General features: G+C 71.2%; 24 protein-coding genes and 1 pseudogene. 17 read left to right on the top strand and 8 right to left on the bottom strand.

The window, feature by feature from the left end; translation table 11 throughout:
- Positions 1-18: 18 nt before the first annotated feature.
- Genes F9278_RS15430 through F9278_RS15420 form a run of 3 tightly spaced genes read right to left on the bottom strand, consistent with a single transcriptional unit; the run spans position 19 to position 2634 of the window.
- Complete coding sequence (locus F9278_RS15430; protein ID WP_152168846.1) at positions 19-1551, bottom strand: VirB4 family type IV secretion system protein; 1533 nt, start codon at positions 1549-1551, stop codon at positions 19-21.
- Positions 1552-1597: 46 nt separating this feature from the next.
- On the bottom strand, positions 1598-2137 hold the full coding sequence (locus F9278_RS15425; RefSeq protein ID WP_152168845.1) for a hypothetical protein: 540 nt from the start codon (positions 2135-2137) through the stop codon (positions 1598-1600).
- A gap of 23 nt (positions 2138-2160) precedes the next feature.
- Positions 2161-2634: a DUF6238 family protein gene (locus F9278_RS15420; RefSeq protein ID WP_152168844.1), complete on the bottom strand. Its 474-nt coding sequence runs from the start codon at positions 2632-2634 to the stop codon at positions 2161-2163.
- A gap of 164 nt (positions 2635-2798) precedes the next feature.
- Here F9278_RS15420 and F9278_RS15415 point away from each other — a divergent pair, with 164 nt between their 5' ends.
- Positions 2799-3323: a hypothetical protein gene (locus tag F9278_RS15415; protein WP_152168843.1), complete on the top strand. Its 525-nt coding sequence runs from the start codon at positions 2799-2801 to the stop codon at positions 3321-3323.
- On the opposite strand, the gene F9278_RS15410 is transcribed toward F9278_RS15415, so the two are convergent.
- The 5 genes from F9278_RS15410 to F9278_RS15390 form a co-directional block, all read right to left on the bottom strand.
- Positions 3263-4735 carry an SCO6880 family protein gene (locus tag F9278_RS15410; RefSeq protein WP_193241498.1) on the bottom strand — a complete coding sequence of 491 codons (1473 nt, stop codon included), beginning with the start codon at positions 4733-4735 and terminating at the stop codon, positions 3263-3265. The genes F9278_RS15415 and F9278_RS15410 overlap by 61 nt on opposite strands.
- Before the next feature lie 81 nt (positions 4736-4816).
- A complete protein-coding gene (locus F9278_RS15405; RefSeq protein WP_152168842.1) occupies positions 4817-6196 on the bottom strand; it encodes an SCO6881 family protein in 1380 nt (459 codons plus the stop codon).
- Between the two features lie 36 nt (positions 6197-6232).
- The gene (locus F9278_RS15400; RefSeq protein ID WP_152168841.1) at positions 6233-6925 is read right to left on the bottom strand and encodes a hypothetical protein; all 693 of its coding nucleotides are present in this window, start codon (positions 6923-6925) and stop codon (positions 6233-6235) included.
- Positions 6925-7239 carry a DUF6112 family protein gene (locus F9278_RS15395; RefSeq protein WP_152168840.1) on the bottom strand — a complete coding sequence of 105 codons (315 nt, stop codon included), beginning with the start codon at positions 7237-7239 and terminating at the stop codon, positions 6925-6927. Before F9278_RS15395 ends, F9278_RS15400 begins: the two co-directional genes overlap by 1 nt.
- A 139-nt stretch (positions 7240-7378) precedes the next feature.
- On the bottom strand, positions 7379-8509 hold the full coding sequence (locus F9278_RS15390) for a C40 family peptidase (protein ID WP_152168839.1): 1131 nt from the start codon (positions 8507-8509) through the stop codon (positions 7379-7381).
- Positions 8510-9022: 513 nt separating this feature from the next.
- On the opposite strand from F9278_RS15390, the gene F9278_RS15385 reads away from it, so the two are divergent.
- The 16 genes and pseudogenes from F9278_RS15385 (at position 9023) to F9278_RS15310 (ending at position 20572) form a co-directional block, all read left to right on the top strand.
- Positions 9023-9778, top strand: coding sequence for a DNA-methyltransferase (locus tag F9278_RS15385; RefSeq protein WP_152168838.1), 756 nt, complete (start codon positions 9023-9025; stop codon positions 9776-9778).
- Positions 9779-10016: 238 nt separating this feature from the next.
- Positions 10017-10562, top strand: a complete 546-nt coding sequence (locus F9278_RS15380) for a DUF4913 domain-containing protein (RefSeq protein WP_193241995.1) — start codon at positions 10017-10019, stop codon at positions 10560-10562.
- Positions 10559-11044, top strand: a complete 486-nt coding sequence (locus F9278_RS15375; RefSeq protein ID WP_152168836.1) for a hypothetical protein — start codon at positions 10559-10561, stop codon at positions 11042-11044. The genes F9278_RS15380 and F9278_RS15375 overlap by 4 nt, the downstream gene beginning before the upstream one ends.
- A gap of 18 nt (positions 11045-11062) precedes the next feature.
- Positions 11063-11774 (top strand): annotated as a pseudogene (locus F9278_RS15370) (hypothetical protein).
- A gap of 17 nt (positions 11775-11791) precedes the next feature.
- On the top strand, positions 11792-12541 hold the full coding sequence (locus F9278_RS15365; RefSeq protein ID WP_152168835.1) for a hypothetical protein: 750 nt from the start codon (positions 11792-11794) through the stop codon (positions 12539-12541).
- A 181-nt stretch (positions 12542-12722) separates the two neighbouring features.
- On the top strand, positions 12723-13043 hold the full coding sequence (locus F9278_RS15360; protein ID WP_152173881.1) for an SH3 domain-containing protein: 321 nt from the start codon (positions 12723-12725) through the stop codon (positions 13041-13043).
- A gap of 100 nt (positions 13044-13143) precedes the next feature.
- Positions 13144-13626 carry a hypothetical protein gene (locus F9278_RS15355; RefSeq protein ID WP_152168834.1) on the top strand — a complete coding sequence of 161 codons (483 nt, stop codon included), beginning with the start codon at positions 13144-13146 and terminating at the stop codon, positions 13624-13626.
- Complete coding sequence (locus tag F9278_RS15350) at positions 13623-14066, top strand: hypothetical protein (protein ID WP_152168833.1); 444 nt, start codon at positions 13623-13625, stop codon at positions 14064-14066. Before F9278_RS15355 ends, F9278_RS15350 begins: the two co-directional genes overlap by 4 nt.
- A 9-nt stretch (positions 14067-14075) precedes the next feature.
- Positions 14076-14489, top strand: coding sequence for a hypothetical protein (locus F9278_RS15345; protein WP_193241497.1), 414 nt, complete (start codon positions 14076-14078; stop codon positions 14487-14489).
- A gap of 40 nt (positions 14490-14529) precedes the next feature.
- Positions 14530-15372: a winged helix-turn-helix transcriptional regulator gene (locus F9278_RS15340; RefSeq protein ID WP_152168832.1), complete on the top strand. Its 843-nt coding sequence runs from the start codon at positions 14530-14532 to the stop codon at positions 15370-15372.
- Positions 15369-15887, top strand: coding sequence for a regulator (locus tag F9278_RS15335; protein WP_152168831.1), 519 nt, complete (start codon positions 15369-15371; stop codon positions 15885-15887). Before F9278_RS15340 ends, F9278_RS15335 begins: the two co-directional genes overlap by 4 nt.
- Before the next feature lie 11 nt (positions 15888-15898).
- Positions 15899-17119 (top strand): MFS transporter, encoded by a 1221-nt coding sequence (locus tag F9278_RS15330; RefSeq protein ID WP_404818890.1) that lies wholly within the window; start codon positions 15899-15901, stop codon positions 17117-17119.
- 32 nt (positions 17120-17151) lie between these two features.
- A complete protein-coding gene (locus tag F9278_RS15325) occupies positions 17152-17454 on the top strand; it encodes a hypothetical protein (RefSeq protein WP_152168829.1) in 303 nt (100 codons plus the stop codon).
- A gap of 54 nt (positions 17455-17508) precedes the next feature.
- Entirely contained in the window at positions 17509-18762 is a 1254-nt protein-coding gene (locus tag F9278_RS15320; RefSeq protein WP_226966756.1) for an ATP-grasp domain-containing protein, read from the top strand.
- Entirely contained in the window at positions 18759-19922 is a 1164-nt protein-coding gene (locus F9278_RS15315) for an MFS transporter (protein ID WP_152168828.1), read from the top strand. Before F9278_RS15320 ends, F9278_RS15315 begins: the two co-directional genes overlap by 4 nt.
- Positions 19919-20572, top strand: coding sequence for an HAD family hydrolase (locus tag F9278_RS15310; protein ID WP_152168827.1), 654 nt, complete (start codon positions 19919-19921; stop codon positions 20570-20572). The genes F9278_RS15315 and F9278_RS15310 overlap by 4 nt, the downstream gene beginning before the upstream one ends.
- The last annotated feature ends 10 nt before the right edge of the window (positions 20573-20582 follow it).

Raw genomic sequence — 20582 nt, 5'->3', positions numbered from 1 at the left:
TGAGCCGGTCGAGATCGGCTATTTTGCTGAGATTGTCATGTGCATGCGGGCGTCGGTGTCGAAGAGCGCCAGCTCGTGCGGGTGGAGTTGATGTTGGACGATGAAAGATCGTCCGGCGACCTTCCACAGTCCGCGCCCGCGGTTGAGGTGGGAGATCGCTTCGGCCTCCACCGAGGTCAGCCCCAGCAGTGCTGCCGCCCCGTGGAGTTGGTCGGTCTCCTGCCGGTAGATGATGCGGGTGGAGCAGTCGGCGAGCAGACCTTCGGCCAGAGCGCGTCCGCGGGATCCGGCGTCGCCTGCGGTGAGCAGGTCGGACAGTCGGTGGATGACCATGAGGTTGGCGATGCCCAGGCCGCGGCTGAGCTTCCACTGGGACTGCATGCGCTGTAGGAGGCCGGGGTGGCGCATCAGGCGCCAGGCTTCGTCGTAGACGATCCAGCGCCTCCCGCCGTTCGGGTCGGACAGCGCGGACTCCATCCACGCCGAGGCGCAGGTCATGGCGAGGACGAGGGCAGTGTCGTCGCCGGATCCGCCCAGGCGGGACAGGTCGATGGTCAGCATCGGCGAGCTGGGGTCGAACGTGACGGTACTCGGGGCGTCGAACATCCCGGCGAGGTCGCCGTGGACGAGGCGGCGCATGGCGTGGGCCAGGTCGCGGGAGGCGTCGCCGAGGCGGCCGGACATGATGCCGCCGGCCGTGTCGAGTTCGGCGGGGTTGTTGAGGGTGGCGGCGATGTCGCCGAGCAGCGGGGTGCGTCCGCTCTCGGCGGCGCGGGTGACGACGGCGTCCAGGGCGACGTCGAGGCCGGTGTGCTCCATCGGCAGCAGGTCTCGCCCGAGCACGGTGCGGGCCAGCGAGCCGAGCAGCAGCAGACGGCGCTTACGGATCTCACCCGCCCAGTCCGTCTCGGAGACCGACGGCGGTCGCGGCGCCGCGTCCAGGGGATTCAGCTTGCCTGGCAGCCCGGGACCGAGTGCGATCGAGGTGCCGCCCAGCGCCTGTGCCACGGGAGTCCATTCACCCTTGGGATCACACGGGACGTAGACCCGGTATCCGAAGGCGATCGATCGCAGTGCGAAGCTCTTGGCCAACGCGCTCTTGCCCTGCCCGATCACGCCGGCCAACAGCACGTTGGGGTTGGTGAAGCCCTCGACCTTGCCGTACAGCGCGAACGGGTCGAAGACGAAGCTCGCTTCAGCGTGGACGTCGCGGCCGATGTAGATGCCCTCGGCGCCGAGGCCGCCTTCGGCGAGAAAGGGATAGGCCCCGCTTGCGGTGGCGGTGGTCATGCGGTGGGCGGGCAGCTTGAGCTTGTTGTTGCGGGAGGACGCGGGGCCGGGCCGCCCGGTGGGCGGGAAGAGAGGCGGCGGCATCTGCCGCTCCTCCACGTCGGCGCCGCTGGTATGGGCGGCGGCTTCGACGCGGGCCTTGGCGGTGGCCTCGGCGAGCTGCCGTCGGGCGGCCCTGCGGGAGGCGCGGTCGGTGCCGTGCGGGGTGAACAAGGGAGAGGCCGAGGCGCGACGGGCTCGGCGCGCGGGCCGGTGGCTCATAGAAGGGCGGCTTTCACGTGACGGCGGTCTGGACGCGGTGCTGGGGTCAGACGACCGGTGAGGCAGTGAACAGAATCGGGCTGCGGTAGTCCTTGCCGTCACCGCTCCAGTCCAGCTGGATGTAGCCGTCGGCGAGGTAACGGCCGGATCCAGCCGGGTACTTGAGGGTTCCGGTCGAGTAGTAAGCGTTGCCGTAGCTGTTGCTGTGTTCGAGCGTGTACTCAAGCCCGGTGTAGGCGGCGGACTTCATGACCGGGTCCGTGCCGCTGACGCTGCGCTTGGTCTGGAGCTGGAACTTGGCCTTGTTGAAGGTGGAGGTGTTGCGGTTCTTGGCCGTGTACGGGCCGTCCCAGTACACGGTGGCGGTGGTGTAGATGGTGCCGCCGGAGCGCATGGCGCAGAGCGTCACCTCGAAGTCCCAGTTGTCGGAGTCGGGGCCGTTGTACGACGGGGCGTCGACGGAGTGGCTGCTGGTCTTGCAGTGGTAGCTGGCGGCGGATGCCGGGGTGGCGGTGGCCAGGGTGGCGGTGCCGGCGAGTGCGGCGAGTATGACGGCAGCGGAGGTGGAGCGCTTCAGGGCGCGCATTGAGGGCCTTTCGGTGGTGGGGGTTACTGGCTGCAGGTGGTGGTGTGGCCGTGCAGCGGGGTGTTGAGGTCGCTCGGGGTGGTCTTGCGGCGGACGACGTGGCCTGCGGCCAGGTGTCGCTGGCAGATGGTCAGGACGGGCGGTCCCTCGGGCAGCCGCTCGGGGTGGCAGTCCGTGTCCGTCGGGGTCTGGTCCGCGACGGGCAGGAGATGGAAGGCGTCGTGCACGCCGGCGGCGGCTTGGAACAGCCGGGTGCGCGCGGTGGCGAGGTGTCGTCCGGCGGCGGGGTGCGGGGGCCGGGCGAGGTCGGCGAGCTGGTCGAGCAGGTGGTGCAGCGCGGTCAGATGGGCGTGCACCACGTCGAGGTGCACGCGATCCACCGGCGCTGGGGAGGGGGGCGCTGACCGGGCCAGGGCCCGGGTGTGATGGCGGACTCCGGCGCTGGCGGCGCGGAGGTAGGGGTGCGCGTCGAGTTCAGTGGTGCGGGGTTGGGTCAATGGGGGGTCCTTGCCGCCGGGGAGGCGGGGTCAGCGGCCGGTCGTGGACCGGTGGCGGCGGGGCGGGACGGGCGGCGGAGGGCGCTGTGGCGTTGGCCTGGGGACGGGCGCGGGCTCTGTTCGCCGCGACGGTCGACGAAGTGGCCCGAGGAAGGCGGGCCGGCATGGCTGTGCTCCGGCAGGTGGACGACGTCCGTGCCTTCCTCGGCGCGGGCGGCGTCGGCTTGGTACCACTTGTGCCGGCTCGGGAGGCCGGCCAGTACGCGGGCGGCGTCGTCGAGGTTGGCGGCGTTGACGACGAAGCTCGTCGGGGCCTGGGCGTTGTGCCGCTCGCGTCCGGCGAAGGTGAGCGTGAACGCGCGGGGAGCCGGCGGGCCTACGAGGTCGGCGAGGCGTTCGAGCACCGTGTCGAACCGGTCGCTGGCCTCAAGGGCGGTACTGATCGGGGCCTCGTCGTAGTCGGCGTACTTCCCCTCGGTGACGTTGCCGTCGCTGTCGCGGTACTGATCGAGGGCGGCGCGGTGGCGGGCGGCCCGTTCCTGGCAGGAGGTGAGCAGGGCGCGCAGTTCGCGTCTCAGCTCGTCGTCGTTGAGGGATGTCAGCGCATGTCCCGGAGTCTGGAAGGACGTTACAGAGCGGTGCGGGCGAGGGGCAGGGCGGCGAGAGTGAAGGCCGTCGGCTGCTGGTAGTTGAGGCGGCGCAGGTCGACGCCGGCGGTGACGGCGGCGGTCTCGATCTGCGCGCAGGCCGCGTCGAGGAGGGCATCGGTGTCGGCGGTGACGGTGACCAGGCCGGTCAGGGCGACGTCGGCGTGCCCGGCGATGAGCTGGCGCTCGCGCTGTTTGACGTCGGCGTACTCGACGGAGTCTTCCTCGCTGTCGACCTGGCCGCGGCGGGCGCGCTCGTTGGCATCGGCGATGATCGCCGCCTTCTTCCGCTGGACGTCCCGCAGCGCGGACTCGAGCTGCTGCGGCACGTATATGAGGGAGAGGCTGCGGCGGACCCCGGCGGTGAACATGATCTGGTGCAGAAACCCGGCCCCCATCTCGGTCCGCGGCCAGTTTTCCACCCAGTACGTGGCGTGGCGGGCGGTGTCGGTGGCGAGCCGGTCGTACTCCTCGACCTGGACGACGGGCCCGGCGGCTGCCGGGTCTGCCTCGGCGCGGCCGGTGTCGGACCACTGCTGGAGCGCGGCGAGGGCCTGCGGGTCGTAGGCGGTGCGGATCACGGCGGCGATCTCCCGGGCGCTCAGCCACCCGGTGACCAGTAGTCCGGCGTTGCGGGCGGCCTGGGCGACGGAGGCGGTGGTCTGCTCCATGACGGTGAACGCGCCCGGCAGCCCTCCACCGGCCTGCGAGATCAGGCGTTTGGCGGCCTTGAGGTCGAGGGAGATGGCGAGGTAGGTCTCGTGCGGGGCGGCGGCCGGGCCGGCGGAGGCGACCAGTTCGGAGTAGATCTGCCCGGCGACCGGGGTCTGGGGCTGGCCGTGCTGAGTCCAGTGGCGGACGAGGGTGTCGCCGGAGTCGGGGACCGTGCGCTCCAGGACCTGCACGGTGGCGACGTGCCCGGTGCGGGCGATACCCGCCAGCGCACGCCCCCAGCCGTTCACGTTGTGGTTCTGCGTCGCGGCGTCCAGCAGGGCGAATGCGCGGGATGTGACGCGGGCGACGGCGGTCAGGGTCTGGCGGTGCGGATCGTAAACGGCGGCAGCCCCGTTGGCGGAGTCGCCGGGGGTGACGACCTTGAGCGAGGCGGCGGTGCCGGGCAGGTGAAGGATGCCGTCCTGCCGGGGCCGAGTGAGGGGCCGGGCGAGCCAGAGCATCTGGCCGGTGCGGCGGCGCTGCGCGTAGCGGGCGACGATCGGCGCCCAGTCGATCAGGGAGCGGCCGTGCCGGCGGATCGCGACGAGCGCCCCCGACGCAGCCCACAGCGGGGCCAGGGCGACGGCGCCGAGCAGTCCGGTGGAGATCACCGTCATCAGCAGCAGCGCCAACGTGCACGACACGAGGACGAGTTGGGGCAAGGAGAGGCCGAGGAGGATGCCGCGGCGGGACCGGTGCGGGAACTTCACCGTGACCGGGGCGACGGAGAGATCAGTCAAGGGGCGGCTCCTGGAGGCGTGGGTGGAACCCGGGGGCGGGAGGGAGCGTGCACATCCCACCCCCGGGAGTCGGGCAGGGGATCAGAGGCCGGTCGGTGGCGGCGGTGATGCCGACCCGCTGGACGTGGCGTTCTGTGAGCCGAGGGAGGGGGGTGCTCCCTGCGGCGGCGGAGTCGTGGTCGGCGGAGCGGACTGCCATCCGCCGCCCTGGCCGGACGCGGCGCTCGCGCCGGATCCGCCCGGCCCCGGGCTGCCGCCCACCTGGCCGGTGGTGTCGTCCGACACGCTCGTCGGCCCGGGCTGGACGGCCTTCTCCAGACCGGACTTGACGGCATCGCCACCGGGCGAGACGCCCGTTCCCCCGCCGCCCTGCGAACCTTCCCTGCCGTCTGCGCCTCCACCGGTCGGGTTGGCGGCGACATCGCCGGGGAAACCGCCCCCGCCAGCGGCGGCGGGCCCCTGCGGTGCGGCGCCTGCTCCGGCTGCAGCGCCACCGGTTCCGGCGGTGGCCGCAGCTGCGGCGGCTTTGCGGGCGGCCTTCTCGGCGTGGGCCTTGGCGATCTGGGCTCCAGCGCCACCGGCCCGGTGGATGGACTCGCCGTCGGTGCCGTCGGCCGCCCAGTGCACGAACTTGAAGACGGCGTACGGGCACAGCAGGACCAGGATCATGATCACGATGCCGGACATGACGTCGGCCAGAGCGGCGATGCCGTCCTTGGCCTCGGTTTTGCCCATGGCAGCGATACCGAGTACGAAGATCACGGTCATCAGGAGCTTGGAGACGACGAGGGTGGCGGTGGCTTCGATCCAGCCCTTGCGCCAGCGGCGTGCGACCTCCCACCCGCCACCGGCGGAAGCGAAGATGGCCAGGGTGACCATGACGAGGATGCCGACCTTGCGGACCATCATCACGCACCAGTAGAGGAAGGCGCCGAGGGCGGCGCCGAGACCGGTGACGACCGTAACGAGCCAGCCCAGGCCGGACAGGCTGGCGATCTGGTTCACCTTCACGATGCGGCGCACCGCCGACGCGATGTCCAGCTTCGCGGCTTTGAACAGGCCGTCGGAGACGGCGTCGACCACCTCGACGGCAACCGTGGTCAGGGTGATGGCGCAGAAGGCGAACAGAACGCCCGACATGGTGCCGGTGAATGCCTGTGTGAGGGCTTGTCCGTCGCGTCTGACGGCGGCCCGGACCAGCTGCGCGCAGAACGTCGCCACCAGCAGAACCAGGCCCAGCGGCAAGAGCAGCTCGTAGTTGTCGCGGAACCAGCCGGCGTTCAGATCGACCTTGGTGGTGGTGTTGACCGCCTCGGCCGCCAGATCGGCTGCGGCAGCTGCCAGTTCACCTGCCGACTTCGCCATCCAGTCGCCGATGGCCTTGCCGGGGTCCGAGGCGAAATCCACCGCGTCGCCGACGGCGCACAGCTTGTCTGCCAGGGGAAAGTCACAGAAACCCACGGGGAGTTACTCCTCCATTCTTGTGTCAGGCGCGGGTCACTGCGTGACGCTCGGAGCGATGGCGGCCAAGGTGCAGTCGTGATTCGGGCGGCACTGCACGGCGAGGGTCACGGCGCGTTCCTCGGCTCCGCCGCCGCCCTTCTTCCAGGCGATCTGCTGCTTGCCGTTGACGGTGACGACGTAGATGTACGCCTCGGTGATCGCGGACGGGTCGTCGGCCAGTGCCTGCTTGAACGCGGAGGGGTAGTGGCCCTCGGTGACGCTGGCAGTGGCGTGCTGGTCCTGGTCGGCCATCCGCGACCACAGCACCGGATCGGGAACCTGGCCGGAGACCGAGGCCCAGTCGGCGTACCTGGTCTCCGTCGTCATCCAGGCGCGCATACCGGCGAGTTGCTGGTCGCGGCTGGTGTCGCGGGTGTCGTAGGACCACAGCATCTGGGCCGCCGCCTTGGAATAGGCGACCGGCTCGGCGATCTGCGGAGGCTTGGGCACCGACCCGGATCCGGAGGAAGGCTCCGGGGCGGCCTCGGAGGAGGACGCGCTGTGAACCGGGGTAGGCGCGGCGGCGTCTGGGACAGGGTGGCCGTCCCTGCCGCCGGTCAGCAGGGCGACGATCCCGGCGATGGCGAGCAGGACGGCGAGGACGCAGGCGACGATCGCGATGCGCCGGTTGGCCGACCAGCCTGCGCCGTACGAGGACAGCGAAAAGGAGGGGAATCGTTTCCGCATCAGCGGACCTGCGACCCGAGGGCGGAGAAGAAGGCGACGATGCCGTTCGCGGCGCCCAGACCGAGGGCGGCGCCCGCGGCCACGACCGCACCCTTCTTGCCGTTGGCCTCGGCCTGGTGACCACCGGTGTGGTGACCCCAGGCCCATACGCCGAGCGAGACGGCGAGGGCGCCGACGACGGCGATGATCCCGAACAGGTTGATCGAGTTGACGACGTTCTTCAGCACGCTCAGCCCGGGCAACCCGCCGCCCTTGGGCGAGATTCCTGGGTCATAGGCGAGCTGGATGACGCGGTCTGCGAGAGAGACGGACATAGGGGTGGCGGGGCTCCTTGCATACGCGGGCCAGGCGAGGGCCCGCCGGAAAGAGGGGAAGCGGAGAGGGAGGCGCGCTCGGGGCGCGGAAGTGGCCGCGGCGGCGGCCCGCCGGAGCGGTGCCGGGACGGGGGCGGCGTCAGAGGACGCGGCGGGCGGCGAGAATCGTCCAGTCCTTGATCGGGGTGATCCGGACCGGCTTCGATGTGCGCGGCGCCTCGATCACGAGGCCCTCGCCCATGTACATGCCGACGTGCTCGGGCCGGGCGGCGGTGCCACGGCTGAAGATCAGGTCACCGGGCTCAAGTTGGGCGTTCGGGACCGCCTTACCCTCGTTGACCTGCGTGTAGGTGGTGCGAGTGAGCGTGACGCCGGCATGCGCGTACGCCTGCTGCATCAGGCTGGAGCAGTCGCAGCGGCCCATGGGGTCGGGGCCGTGCGCGTTGGTGCAGGAGCCGCCCCACTGGTAGAGCGTGCCGAGCTGGTGCATCGCCCACTCGATGGCCTTGCGTGCCTTCGGATCGGCGTCCCTGGGGATCGCGTATCCCTTGGGGACGCTTCCCTCGGGGATGCGGCCGAAGCCGGATCCGTCCTGGCCCGGCGCGCAGCCGCTCGTGCCGGTCGATGGCTGCTTGCCCTGGTCTGCGTCCTTGCTGTCCGCGTCGTTGCCGCCGGGGAAGGTCTTGGCGATGGCTTCCTGCAGTGCGGTGGCCAGCTTCTCCCACTGCGCGTACGCGTCGGGGTAGCCGGATCTCTGCACGGCTTGGGCGGCCTGGGTGATGGTCATCTGCTGCCAGCCGTTCACCTTGAGCAAGTGCTTGTAGAACTGCTCGCTCGCGTAGACCGGGTCGCGGATCTGCTGGGCGCTGCCCCAGCCCTGCGAGGGGCGCTGCTGGAACAGGCCGAGGGAATCCCGGTCCCCGTAGTTGAGGTTGCGCAGTCGGCTCTCCTGCATCGCCGTGGCGAGCGCGACGATCCGTCCCTTCTTGGGGACGTCGAGCGAGAGGCCGGTGGCCACGATCGTCGCCGCGTTGGGGACCTGCTCAGCGGGCAGGTCCAGGCCCTTGATGTGGACGTTCTTGCCGGACGCGCCGTCGAGGATCTTGGTGACCTGTTCGGCGACCTTGTCGGTGTCGAGGTCGGTCAGGCAGTTGCTGAAGGAGCCGCTGCTCTGCACGGCGTCGGCGGAGGAGGCCAGCATCATGCCGGTGCTGGCGATCAGGATCGGGGAGAGGAAGACGACGCCGATGCCGGCGGCGAGCGCCTTCAACCGGAGCGGACCGCTCGCCGGTCAGCGTTTTCGGGCGGGGGCGGGTAGCGAGACGTCATGAGCGTGTCCTTCGGGGTGTGGTGTCCGGCGTGCCGCGTGCGCGAGGCGTGGTGGAAGGGCGCGGCGGCCGGGGTGGGCGATCGGGACGGGCAGGCGCGGGCGAGTTGCCGCTCGCTCCGCGTGGCCGGGCCGTGAGCTAGGTGTGCCGAGGCAGGGGGGTACCTCCGTGAGGTAGGGCGGGGAGTAGCCAGCGGCGGTGTGCGCCGGGCGGTTCAAAAACAGTAAGCGCGAATCGGCGGTTGACCAAAAAGTCGGCGTGAGGTATCGGAATCCGGCACCTCAGCAACGCGCTTCTTGGCCGTCGGCGCTTTCGCCTCTACAGTTTTTGGACTCCCCCTCGCCCTCCTCGGTCTGCGGCCCTGGGCTTCTGTATGCCCAATTCCGGCCCGCGAGGACTCCTGCGCGAGGCGGTTGGTTACCTCCGTGACTCCGCACCCGAATAGGGGTTCCTCTTTGCCTTTTTCCCTGCACCAGGGCGACGCCCTCAGTGTTCTCGCCGGCCTTCCGGACGGCTGCGTCGACTCCGTCATCACCGATCCGCCGTACAACTCGGGCGGTAGGACTGCGAAGGAGCGCACGACCCGCTCCGCGAAGCAGAAGTACACCTCTGCCGATTCCAAGAACGACCTCGCCGACTTCACCGGCGAGAACATGGACCAGAGGTCTTACTCGTTCTGGCTGACGCAGATCATGACCGAGGCCCACCGCCTCACCAAGACCGGCGGGACCGCGCTGCTGTTCACCGACTGGCGCCAACTGCCGACCACGACGGACGCGATCCAGGCGGCCGGCTGGCTGTGGCGTGGGGTACTGGCCTGGCACAAGCCGCAGGCCAGGCCCCAGCGCGGGAGGTTCACGCAAAACTGCGAGTTCATCGTCTGGGCCAGCAAGGGGCCGATCGACGGCTCCCGCAACCCGGTCTATCTACCGGGCATGTACTCCGCGTCGCAGCCCTCGGGGGCGAAGCGCCAGCACATCACGCAGAAGCCCGTCGAGGTGATGCGCGAGCTGGTCAAGATCAGCCCCGAGGGCGGCACGGTGCTCGACTTCTGTGCCGGCTCCGGCTCCACGGGCGTCGCCGCCCTACTGGAAGGCCGGGACTTCATCGGCGTTGAGAAGACCGAGCACTACGCGTCGATCGCGGCCGACCGGCTCACCGAAACGATCCGCGAGACCCTCACGCAAGACGACGTGACTCTCACCGTCTGAGCCGCGAGCGCGCCTCCCGTCAAGGCGACCGGCGCCCAAGTCGGCAATCCGGCGAAGCGGACTTATGGCTCGCTGGCCGTTTTACCTCGCCGATTTCGCCCTTCTCTCATTCCGCGTCTCGTAGGAGGCCAACCTTTTCATGCCCGAGTCCACAAAACCGTCTGACGATGGGGAGTTGGAGCCGGTTCGCATTCCCGATCCGCAGTTGGAGGGAATCGAGGCGAGCGTCCGACGGCTCATGGAGCAGTCGGCGCAACAGGCGCAGCAACTCGACCACCTCGCGTCCGCCCCGGAGCCGAGCGGATCGCCGTTCGCCGCGTTCGGCATGCCGGGGCTCGGCGGACCGCTTGCCGCCGCTTTGCCGGAGCCCCACCCGATCCTGGAACTCGACGGGGAGGAAAGGGAAGACGAACTCGACGCCTTGTCGGACTGGGTCGACGACTTCTTCCTCCCGGTCTACGGGTCGGAGGTCACCACCGCTGCGCCCTGGTGTCTGCAGTGGCAGGAGCACGACGATGTCGTGGCCTGGCTCCACGCCCTGTGGCTTGCGTACGAGCAGCACAAGGACCCCGAAGCCGGACTCTCCGGCCTGTTCGTGTGGCACCGGGACTTCCTCACCCACGCCGTTGCGGCGATCCGCGCACCGGGCGGGCCGCTGTCGGCCTGCATGACCTCTCCCGACCGGCCCGCGCACCGTCTTCTGCCCGGCCCGCCGCCATCCGTTCGTACGGAGACGGCGGCGGACCGGGCGGAGGCCGCCGAGCCGGACGAGCCGACGTCATGACCGCGGGACAGGGGCAGCCCGCCTTCGGACTGAGCTTCGACCCCCGCGCGCTGACCGATCTCCTCCAGGCCCCCAGCGACATCCGCGACCTGACCCTCGCCTACCTGCAGGAAGTCGTGAACGCGCAGCGTTTCGGGCTACGCCTCGACGGCGACCTGGAGGGATTCCGGAAGCTGTTCGTGGACTCGCGCAAGGACTGGCGCGTCGTCTACGGCGTTCGCCCGGCGCCCGCGGAGTCCGCGCACCCGAAGGAGATCCACGTCGTCGCCATCCGGCCGCGTGCGGGCAACGACGTCTACGACGAGGTCGGCCGCCGCCTGGGGATGACCCGTCGGCCGCTGAGCGCCCGCACCCACGCGGCACGCTCCCGCTCCCCGCAGCTGACCGCCCGCACTCCCGTGCCCCGGCCCGGTCCGCCGCCCACCGCACTGCCGGGCCTGCCCCGTCCCGCACACAACCCCGCGCACCATCACACCCGCTGAACGCACGGAGCCTCGCCTATGCCCCCTGAACCCGCGCCGACGCCAGCCCGGCGTGCGGTCTCCCCGCTCGACCATCGCCTCGAAGCCGTCACCGGTCACGACATCGACACCCTGTGGGCCTACCGCGACCGCGGCCTCCTCGACGAGCCGCACGCCCACCTGGTCGACCGGTACAGGGAGTTGGCCAAGGTCCAGACCAGCGTCACCTTCTACCTCCGCCTCCTCAACCGCCTTTCCAGCGGCGAGTTCGACGTCGATGACGCCCTGTTCACGCGCATCGACCGCACCGTTGGCTTTATCAGTGGACCAGTTGGAGGAGGCCACCGACGCGCGGGACGCCGCTGCCCGGAAGGTGCTCGCCGCCCTGGAGCCCATCGAGGCCGCCGCAGCGGCCTTGGCGCCCGGCGCGAAGCCACTCTCGACGGACGACCAGGCGGCGCTGCTCGCCATCGTCGGCGGCGCCAAGCTCTACGAACACCTGCTGACCGGCCGGATGTCCGTCACCGCCGCCTCCGGCACCCGCATCCCTCACGCCAAGCTGCAGCGGCTGGAGGACGCCGGCCTGGTCGTGAGGGATACCGGCCACCCCGTGCACGCCGGCCAGCCGGTCTCACTCACCGACGCCGGACGCGCCGCGCTGTTCGCCGCCCGCCGGACGCCCACGACCCAGGCGCCGAAGGTCCCGGCTCGACCCGGCACATCGCCGTCCGCCCCGGCGCAGCGCCGCTGAACTCCATCGAAAGGCCCTTGTTGTCTCCCACCGAACCGGCGCCGGCTCGGAAGTCCCTCCCCCAAGTCGACTTCGAGCTGGACGACTTCGATGCCGACGAGGAGATGTACCTCGACTTCTACCGCCAGGTCGCCGTCCGCGAGGACATGCTCGTCCCCCTCGCCGAACACCACACCCCCAACGGCGCGCACAGCTACTACGTCCTCTTCGACCGCACCGCCACTCTCGGGCACCCCGGCATGCCGCAATACGTCGCCATTCACCTGAAGCGGGACCGGGAGAAGGAGACGTTCGACTTCGAGCAGGCCCTGCTGCCACTGCCCGCGATGGCGCAGTCCTGGCTCATCCACCGCGGGTGCCCGCCCGACGCCATCGGCCTCGACCCGGAGCTGGGCCCACCGCCGGCGGACGAGACGACTCGTGCGCTGGAGCGACGCCTCGCGGGCGACGGCGACCACTACGCCATGGGCTACTCCTACACCTGCGACGACCCGGACGACATGGTCACCGTCGTGGCCCTGCGCGCCCTGGACGAGCGAGCCCCCAGCCCGTTCCGCGTCGTGGTCAAGGAGGTCGACACCGACGCGTGGACGCACACCTTGCGCGAGGGCGGCTTCGACACGGTGGGCGAGGCCCTGCAGTGGTGCGACGACCGGCTTACCGGCGAGGCCGGTCCTCTCCCACCGGTCCGCCCGGCAGCCGCAGCCAGCCGCCCCGCCGGTGTGGCGAAAGCCCCTGCTTCGCGCCCGCCCGGCCGCTCGCGCTGAGCGGCATAGCCGACGCGGGCGGCGAAACATAGCCGACGATCGCCGGTTAGCCAAACCGGCGATTCTCCGGACTCTTATACAGCCGCCGGGACAACTCCCGCGGCGCCATTCCACGCAACCCCTATGCCTTCACGGAGGTTTCTTCCGCATGCGCTCCACCCGAATGGCCATATCCGCGGCGATGCTCGGAGCAATCACTCTGCCGATGCTGTCCACTACGCCCGCGAGTGCGGCCCCCGCCGCTGCTGCCTCGACGGCCACGAGCATCACTACCTGTCCGGACCTCCCGCCGCTGCCGTACAAGGTCCACGCGTCGGCAGTGACCATCCGGTCCAAGGCCACCACGAAGTCCACCGCGGTCGGCGTGCTCTACAAGAGCCACAAGTTCACCGTCCACAAGAAGAGTGGCAACTGGCTCTACATCACGGACAAGTCGACCGGCGTCAAGGGCTGGGTCTCCGGCACGTACGTCTACCGCGATACCCGCATGTGCCTGGACTGACAGGCATTCAGCACCTGCCCGTAAGCGACTGAGCCGCCGGGTACGGCCGCCCCTCACATTCCCCCAGGCACCGGTCTTTCCAGAACAGGAGTTTCCCCTTTTGTCCGACGGCATATCCGATGACGCCGAGGATGTCGTGGGCGTGCTCACCGAACGGATCGAAGCCCACTTCGGCATGGACATGAACCAGTTGAAGGCCGCGGTCGCCGCCGCGCCGACCGCGAACCCTGACGCCACCGACATCGTCAAGTGGCACGGCCTTCTCGTCCAGGCCCAGTTGGCGCTCGACCGAGCGGAGGACGACCTCCTCGCCGCGCTGGAAACCCAGCCCAGCGAGGTCGACGGCCCGACGATGGGCCTCGCCCACCGCGTGAACGCGGCCGTCACCGCACGCGACGGCCGGGCCATGGTCGTGCGGTGGCTCCTCGACCCGGACGCTCCGGGCAAGAAGAACCTCGCCGCCGAACGGCTCGCCCGCCTTCGCCCCCGAACCGGGCCCGCAGTCCAGACCAGCGCTCCCCACCGAGCAGCGGGTACACCCGCGCCGGCGTCGGCGTGGCGGGCAGGAAGGCCCGTCCGTTGAGCCGGGTCAAGGCCAGCACCATGGACGGCGACCTGCAGAGGGTCTTCGGGAACCCGGTCCCGGAGCTGTACGAGACGGCCGCCGGCCACGATGCCTCGCCCGCCCTCGCCCGTGCCCTGGAACTGCGCTCCTTCCTGGCTCTGACCGAGGGGCAGGTCGCCCGCGTCCGCGACCGCGTGCACGCGGACATGGATCCGGACCGCGACATGGGCGAGCTGTCGGCGGACAAGCTCCACTTCGACGCGCAGTGGCTGGAGGCGGCACTCGATGCCCGCGACGGCTACCGCGCCGCCCTCGGCGAACTGCTGCGCACCATGCCTCCGCCCGACCGGCGGGCCCGACCGGTCCGCACGACGCAGCTCAGGGCCACCGCACCCCTGTCCCCGTCCGCCGCCCCGGCACCCCCGCGTGCCGGGGCGGCCCCGGCCCGCCGACCCTGAAAGCCCCGCTTGGCCCACCTCACGTCCACCGAGACAGCCGGACGGATCGAGGACCTGTACGGCGCGCCGCTCGCCGACCTCGAAGCACGCGCCCAGGACCAGCCGCCCGGCATGCTCTCCGCCCTGCTCGGCATGCACGACGACCTCGCTCTCGCCGAGCGCAGCATCGACTTCCACCGCGACTACCTCGCCCGGCTCATCCATACCGAGCGGCAGATCGGCCGGCACGAGGTCTCCCACCTTCTCGACGGCTCCCGGCGGCTCGCCGAAGCCGTCGCAGTCCGCGACGTCCAGGCCAAGTCGGTCACCGCCGTTTTGCAGAGCCTGGCCCGCGTCCGGGCCCCAGCGCCGTCTCCGCCGACTCCCTCGCTGCCCGTTCCGGCTCCGCCTCTACCGGCCCAGAGCACGGCGCACAGCCGCTGACCGCAGGCGATCCCCCTTCATTCACCCAGGAGTTCCTCCCTTGGCCGTCACCGCTCTGCCGCCTGACACCGATGCCGACATCACGCGGGTCACCGAAGCCCTCGCCATGATCACCCCGCGCTGGAACGTGAGGATCCTGCTGGCACTCTCCGGTCCGCCGCTGCGCTACACGGAGCTGGCGGCCAAGGTGTCCTGGCTGCAGAACGGCCAGCTCCACCCGAAGCTCAAGGCGCTGTGCGACGCCGGGCTCGTCGAGCGCACCGAACACACCGCACGGCATGTGACCTACGGCCACACCGAGCGTGGGGCCGCCCTGCTGCCGGTCCTGCCGATGATCGTCACCTGGGCCGAGGAGCACCTGGAGAAGGCTGACCGCCCGCTGCCCGCGATCGAGCAGATCGAGGACAGCCTCACCCTGCTCACCAGGCGCCACGCCGCCGCCATCCTGTGGGTCCTCAAGACGCGCGAGGAGGTCAGCGGACGGGCCCTGGCCCGGATCGTGATGCCCCGCAGCGACGGGACCAACGTGTACCCGCCGCTGCGACAGCTCGTCGCCGACGGCCTGGTCGACACCGAGGGCCTCGGACGGCCCTACCGGCTGTCCCCGGCGGGCGACGGCCTGAGCCCCGTTCTCGGCGCCCTGTCCGCGTGGTCCGCCGGGCAACCCCTCAACCAGGCGGCCCACCACCCGGTCTGGGGGCACCCGCAGGCGAAGCCCGCGCCGAGGCCGTGGGTCAGCAGCCAGTCCCGGCTGGCCCCCGCAACCCTCCCACAGGCCCGGACAGGTGAGTCCTCTCCCGCGTGGCGCAACCGCGATCTCTTCTCCCATCCCACGACCGCCCGCCCGAAGGCGGCCGTCCCGGCGGGAGGTCCGCGCCGATGACCACCTTCTTCACCCCTGCCGAAGTACGCAACGCCGTCGAGCTGCTGGCTTCCCGCTCCTTGATCCGCCTGATCACCGAGATAGACGACAACGGGGCAATACCGCCCAGGCGGCTGGCCGCTACCCTCCCCGACCTCTCCGCGCACCAACTGCGCCGCGCTGCCGAAGCGGCCCGCGCCCACGGCCTCGTCCGGACCGCACCCGGCACCGGCCTGGAACTCACCGAGTCGGGCTCGGAGTTGGCCGACCTGTACGACGCGGCTGCGCGCTGGGCCCGACGCCACGCATACCCGGCACCGGTCTGCGAGTTCAGCAGCCGCATCCGCCACGTCCTCGACCTCCTGGCGCCCTCGCTCGCGGCCGAGCGCGCGGACGGCCTCCCGCGGCCGTCCGCCGCGCGCCTGCCCAGCGACGAGGCCGAGGCGGACCTCGCCCGTCCCCGCGCTTTCCTGATCCAGTGGCTGGCCGGCAACCCCCAGGTCACCCGGGCGTTCGAGCCCGAGCCAGTCACGTGAGCGCTGCTGTGATGCCCCGGCATGCACGCCACGCCGCCGGGCTGATGCGCAGCATCTACCTGCCGCGCACGGCGGACGCTCTCGCGTTCGCGATGTCCACCTACGGCATCCCACTGATGGTCCTGGCCACCACGCGCTCCGCCGCGCTGACGGGGGCCGCGTTCGCCCTGGAGTGGCTCCCGCGGCTGGCGGCGTTCGGGTGGGCCGGATCGATCGTCGACCGGCGCGGGGCGGCCGTCGTCTTCCACCTCGCCTCCCTGGGGCGCGCGCTGGCCCTCGCCGTCGGCGCGGTCCTGCTCCACCTCCACCCGTCCGGCACCGCGGCGACGGCGACCGTGATGGTGCTCGCGGCGACGACCGGCGTGCTCACCGAGTTCAGTTACATCGCGGCCGAGACGGCGGGCGCCGCCGCCGGCCGCCGAGCGGGAAAGCGGGCCCACCGCGTCCAGGCCGTCCTGCTCGGCATCGACCAGACCTCGACCCTGGCCGGCCCAGCCCTCGCAGGGGTACTCCTGCTCGCCGGGCCGCCGCCGATGCTCGCGGTGATCACCGTGCTCTCCCTTCTCGCCGCGCTGCTCGCCCTGCGTACACCCTCCTCACCCGTCGCCCCGGCCCGCGCGCCGAAGGCGCGGTCCGGCGCCGGACTCCTCACCGGGTGGCGCACGATCCGCTCTCTTCCCGCGCTCGGCTGGCTCGTGACCGGGCTGACCCTGTCCAACCTGGCCACCGGACTTCTCCAAGCGGCCGGTCCCGTGATCGTCGTTGAGTACTTCGGGCAGTCCACCACTGCCGTCGGCCTGGTCTGGTCCGCCGCCGCGGCGGCCACCCTCTTGGCCGTCACCATCTGCCGGTTCGCGATCGACCGCCTGGGCCTGTGGCCGGTCGGCGCAGTCTGCGCCGCCCTCGCCTCGCTCGCCTGTCTCGCCGCCGCCCAGGCCCCCGACTACCTGTCCTACCTGGCCCTGGTCGCGGTCCTCATGGCGGCGGACGGCGGCATGACGGTCGTCCTGCGCACCCTGCGCTCCCGCCTGATCCCAGCGGAGAAGTTCGGCAGCACCCTGTCGGCGACCATCCTCATCCTCCTGCTGCCCTTCCCCGTCGCCGGCGTGCTCACCGCGCTCACCCCGCCCGACGCGCTGGGCCACGTCATCACCGTCTGTGCCGCCCTGCAGGCCCTCGGCCTGTTCTGCGCCTTCGCCCGCCTGCGCACCGATCCCGCCCTGCGCACCTGACCCTGCTGCGCCCCCAGCCTGTGGAGAACCTCATGCCCACCGCTTTCCTCGGGACGAACCGCGCGAGCGGTCGCACCATCACCGAACAGTTCCACGTCTTCGACGCACACAACCCGCACGTCTACCGCGCTCTGGAACGCATGGCCGCCCGCCGCCTGGCCGCTGGCGCCACACGGGTCAGCTTGAAGGACCTCTTTGAAGACCTGCGCCGCCAACTCCCCTACGGCGTCGCCGGGCTGAACAACAACTTCACCGCCCTCTACGCCCGCCGACTGATCGACGACCACCCCCACTGGGCCGGCGTGTTCGAGCTGCGCCGCCGCCGGGCCGCCTGAGACACCCCTTTCTCTTCCCTCGTCCTGCCGCCTACCGACTCGGAGAACCCCTTCTTGTCCGCTCGCCCCCTCGTACTCGTCGTCTCTCCGGGCGATGAGGCGGATCGCGGCTACTGCCTTGAGCAGGTGGCCGCGGCGTACGACATCGTCCTGCTGACCGGTGCCGAGCCGTCGTGGGAGAAGCCGCACATCGTCGACCACGCCGTGGCCGATCTGAACGACACCACCGCGCTCCTCTCCGCCGGCCGGGCTCTGGCGGAACGACACGACCTTGCCGGCGTCGTCACCTGGGACGAATGGAACCTCGTCCCCACCGCCCGCCTTGCCCGCGCGCTCGGTCTGGCCGCGAACTCCGTCGAGGTGATGCGGGCCTGCCGCAACAAGGCCACCGCCCGCACGCTGTTTGCCCGCCACGGAGTGCCGTCGGCAGCGTCGATGACGGCCCGGACCCTGCGGGAGGCTGAACTGGCGACGAGGACCCTCGGCTTCCCCGCCGTCATCAAGCCCGCCGCATCGGCCGGCAGCATCGGCGTGATCCGGATCGACCGGCCCGAAGAGCTGCCCGCCGCCTTCGAGTTCGCCTCTGTCGGCGCAAGCCGGAGCCGCGAGGACAAGGGCGTCCTGGTCGAGGAGTACCTCGACGGGCCGGAGGTCTCCGTCGAATGCGTCACCCACCGCGGCACCACCACCGCCGTCGCCGTGACCCGCAAGAACCTGGGCCCCGCACCCTACTTCGACGAGACCGGCCACACCGTCGACGCCGCCGATCCGCTCCTCGCGAAGGTCGCACCGACCGCCGCTGCTGCCGTCAAGGCCCTGGGAATCACCGACGGCGTGCAGCACGTCGAGATACGACTGGTCGGCGGCCGGTCCCGGCTCATCGAGGTCAACGCACGCCTGGGCGGCGACATGATCGGCCACCTCGTCCGCCTGGCCACCGGCGTCGACCTCGCGCGGGCCGCCGCCGACATCGCCTGCGGACGTGCCCCCGACCTAAGACCCACCCGCCACCAGGGGGCGGCGATCCGTTTCATCTACCCCGCCTACTCCGGCACTCTCACCGCCTGCCGTGTCACGAAGGCGACCGGGGGAGTGGAGCGTGTGCGCTTCCAGCGACAGGTCGGCGACCCGCTCGTACTGCCACAGGACGGCGGCGATCTGTACACCGCCCGTATCGGCTTTCTGATCACCACCGGGCCGACCGCCGCCGTTGCCGAAGCCCGCGCCCAGGAGGTGTACCGCACCCTCGACGTCCAGGTTGCCCCGGTCCCGCCGGCGGCCCTGACTACCGGGGAGCATGCCGCGTGAGGCAGACCGCGGCGCCCGAGCTGGTGCGCAGCCGCCGCCTGCTGACCGGGTACTTCGCCGGCCTGGGTGTGGTGATGGCCGTCTGGGGCGCGCGCATGCCCGCAGTTCAGAACGCCGCCGAGGTGAGTACCGCTGGGCTTGCCCTGGTCCTGCTGGCCGCCGCCTTCGGCATGGTCGGCGGACTCCAAGCGGGCGGACGCCTCGCCAGCCCGGCCCGTCTGCCCGTGCTGCTGACCGGCGGTGCCGTTGCCCTCGCCGCCTGTCTTGCCCTCCTCGGGTTCTGCCGCAGTCTGGAGAGCCTCCTGGCGGCGGCGTTCGCCTTCGGCGTCGCGCACGGCGTCCTCGACGTCGCGGCCAATTCCGCGGCGGTCCGCTGCCAGGACGCTCACGGCCGCCCCATCATGGGCCGGCTGCACGCGAGTTACAGCCTCGGCGCCCTCCTCGGTGCCGCGCTGGCCGCGGCCACCGCTCACACCTCACACACCGTTCTGTTTGCCGCGGTGGCAGCTTGCGCCGCTGCGGCGGCAGGCGCGACCACGCGGCTCACCCGCACCGTCGCCAGCCCGGCACTCGAGCCCGTCCACCACGGTGGTGCACTGGGCTCGGACGGGCAGAGGGGGTTGTCCCGGCGCCGATTGTGGCTGCTGGGTGCGCTTGCTGCTGCCACGCTGCTGGGTGAAGGAGCTGCTGCCGACTGGGCGGCTGTCCACCTGCATGACCTCGGCGCGACGGCCGCAACCAGTGCTGCGGCGTATGCCGCCTACAGCGCCGCCATGGCCGCAGGCCGTCTCGCCGGAGACCGGCTCACCGCCCGCTTCGGCGCGATCGGCGTCGTCCGCACTGGTGCCGCACTGGCCGCGCTCGGCCTCGCCACCGGACTGGCCGGCTCCACCATCGCCTTCGCCCTGCTCGGCTGGACGGCCTTCGGCCTGGGGCTGTCCATCACGATCCCCAGCCTGATCACCGCCGCCGGCATCGGCGGCCCCCGCGCGGTCGCCACCGTCGCGGTCACCGGCTACGTCGGCCTGCTCGCGGGCCCCGCCCTGATCGGTGCCCTCGCCACCGTCACCGCTCTGCCGATTGCACTGCTGCTGCCCGCCCTCCTCGCTGGCGCAGTCGCCGCCCTCACCCCCAAAGCCCTGGAGAAACTCACCCCTTGACCAGCACATCTGTCTCCCCGAACGGTGTGGACGCCCTGATCCTCGACTACAACGGGGTTTTGGGCCTGCAGCCCGGCACCGCTATGTGGACCCGTCTCGCCGACCTCGCCGAGTGGCCCGACCGGCATCTCCCCTCTTTCCAGGACGCCTTCTGGGCTCCCCGCAACGCGTACGACGCAGGGGAACTGAGCGATCTGGCCTACTGGGCCAAGGTGCTCGGACACCACCCCGGCCCGCGGTGGCTGCGCACCCTGCGCGATGCCGACACCGCCATGTGGACCCGCACCGACCCGCGCGTCCTCGACATCCTGTACCGCGCCCGGGCCGCGGGGCTGACGATGGTGCTGCTCTCCAACGCCCCGGCCCACCTCAGCAACGTCCTGGACGCCACCGACTGGCGGCGCGAGCTGATGGATGACGCCCTGTACTCCGCCCGCCTGGGCCGGTGCAAGCCCGACCCGGCCGCGTACGAACACGCCCTGGCCGCCACCGGCATCGTCGACCCAGCACGCGTGCTGTTCGTCGACGACCGCGAAGACAACTGCCAGGCCGCCGCCGAACTGGGCCTGCGCACCCTGCACTACACCGGCCAACCCACAGATCTGGAAGAGCAGTTGCTGCCCGCCCCGGTCAACAACCACTGCGCCTGACACTCATGCC

Source organism: Streptomyces phaeolivaceus, assembly GCF_009184865.1.
Classification (GTDB): Bacteria; Actinomycetota; Actinomycetes; order Streptomycetales; family Streptomycetaceae; genus Streptomyces; species Streptomyces phaeolivaceus.
This window is presented reverse-complemented; position numbering and strand designations above follow the sequence as displayed.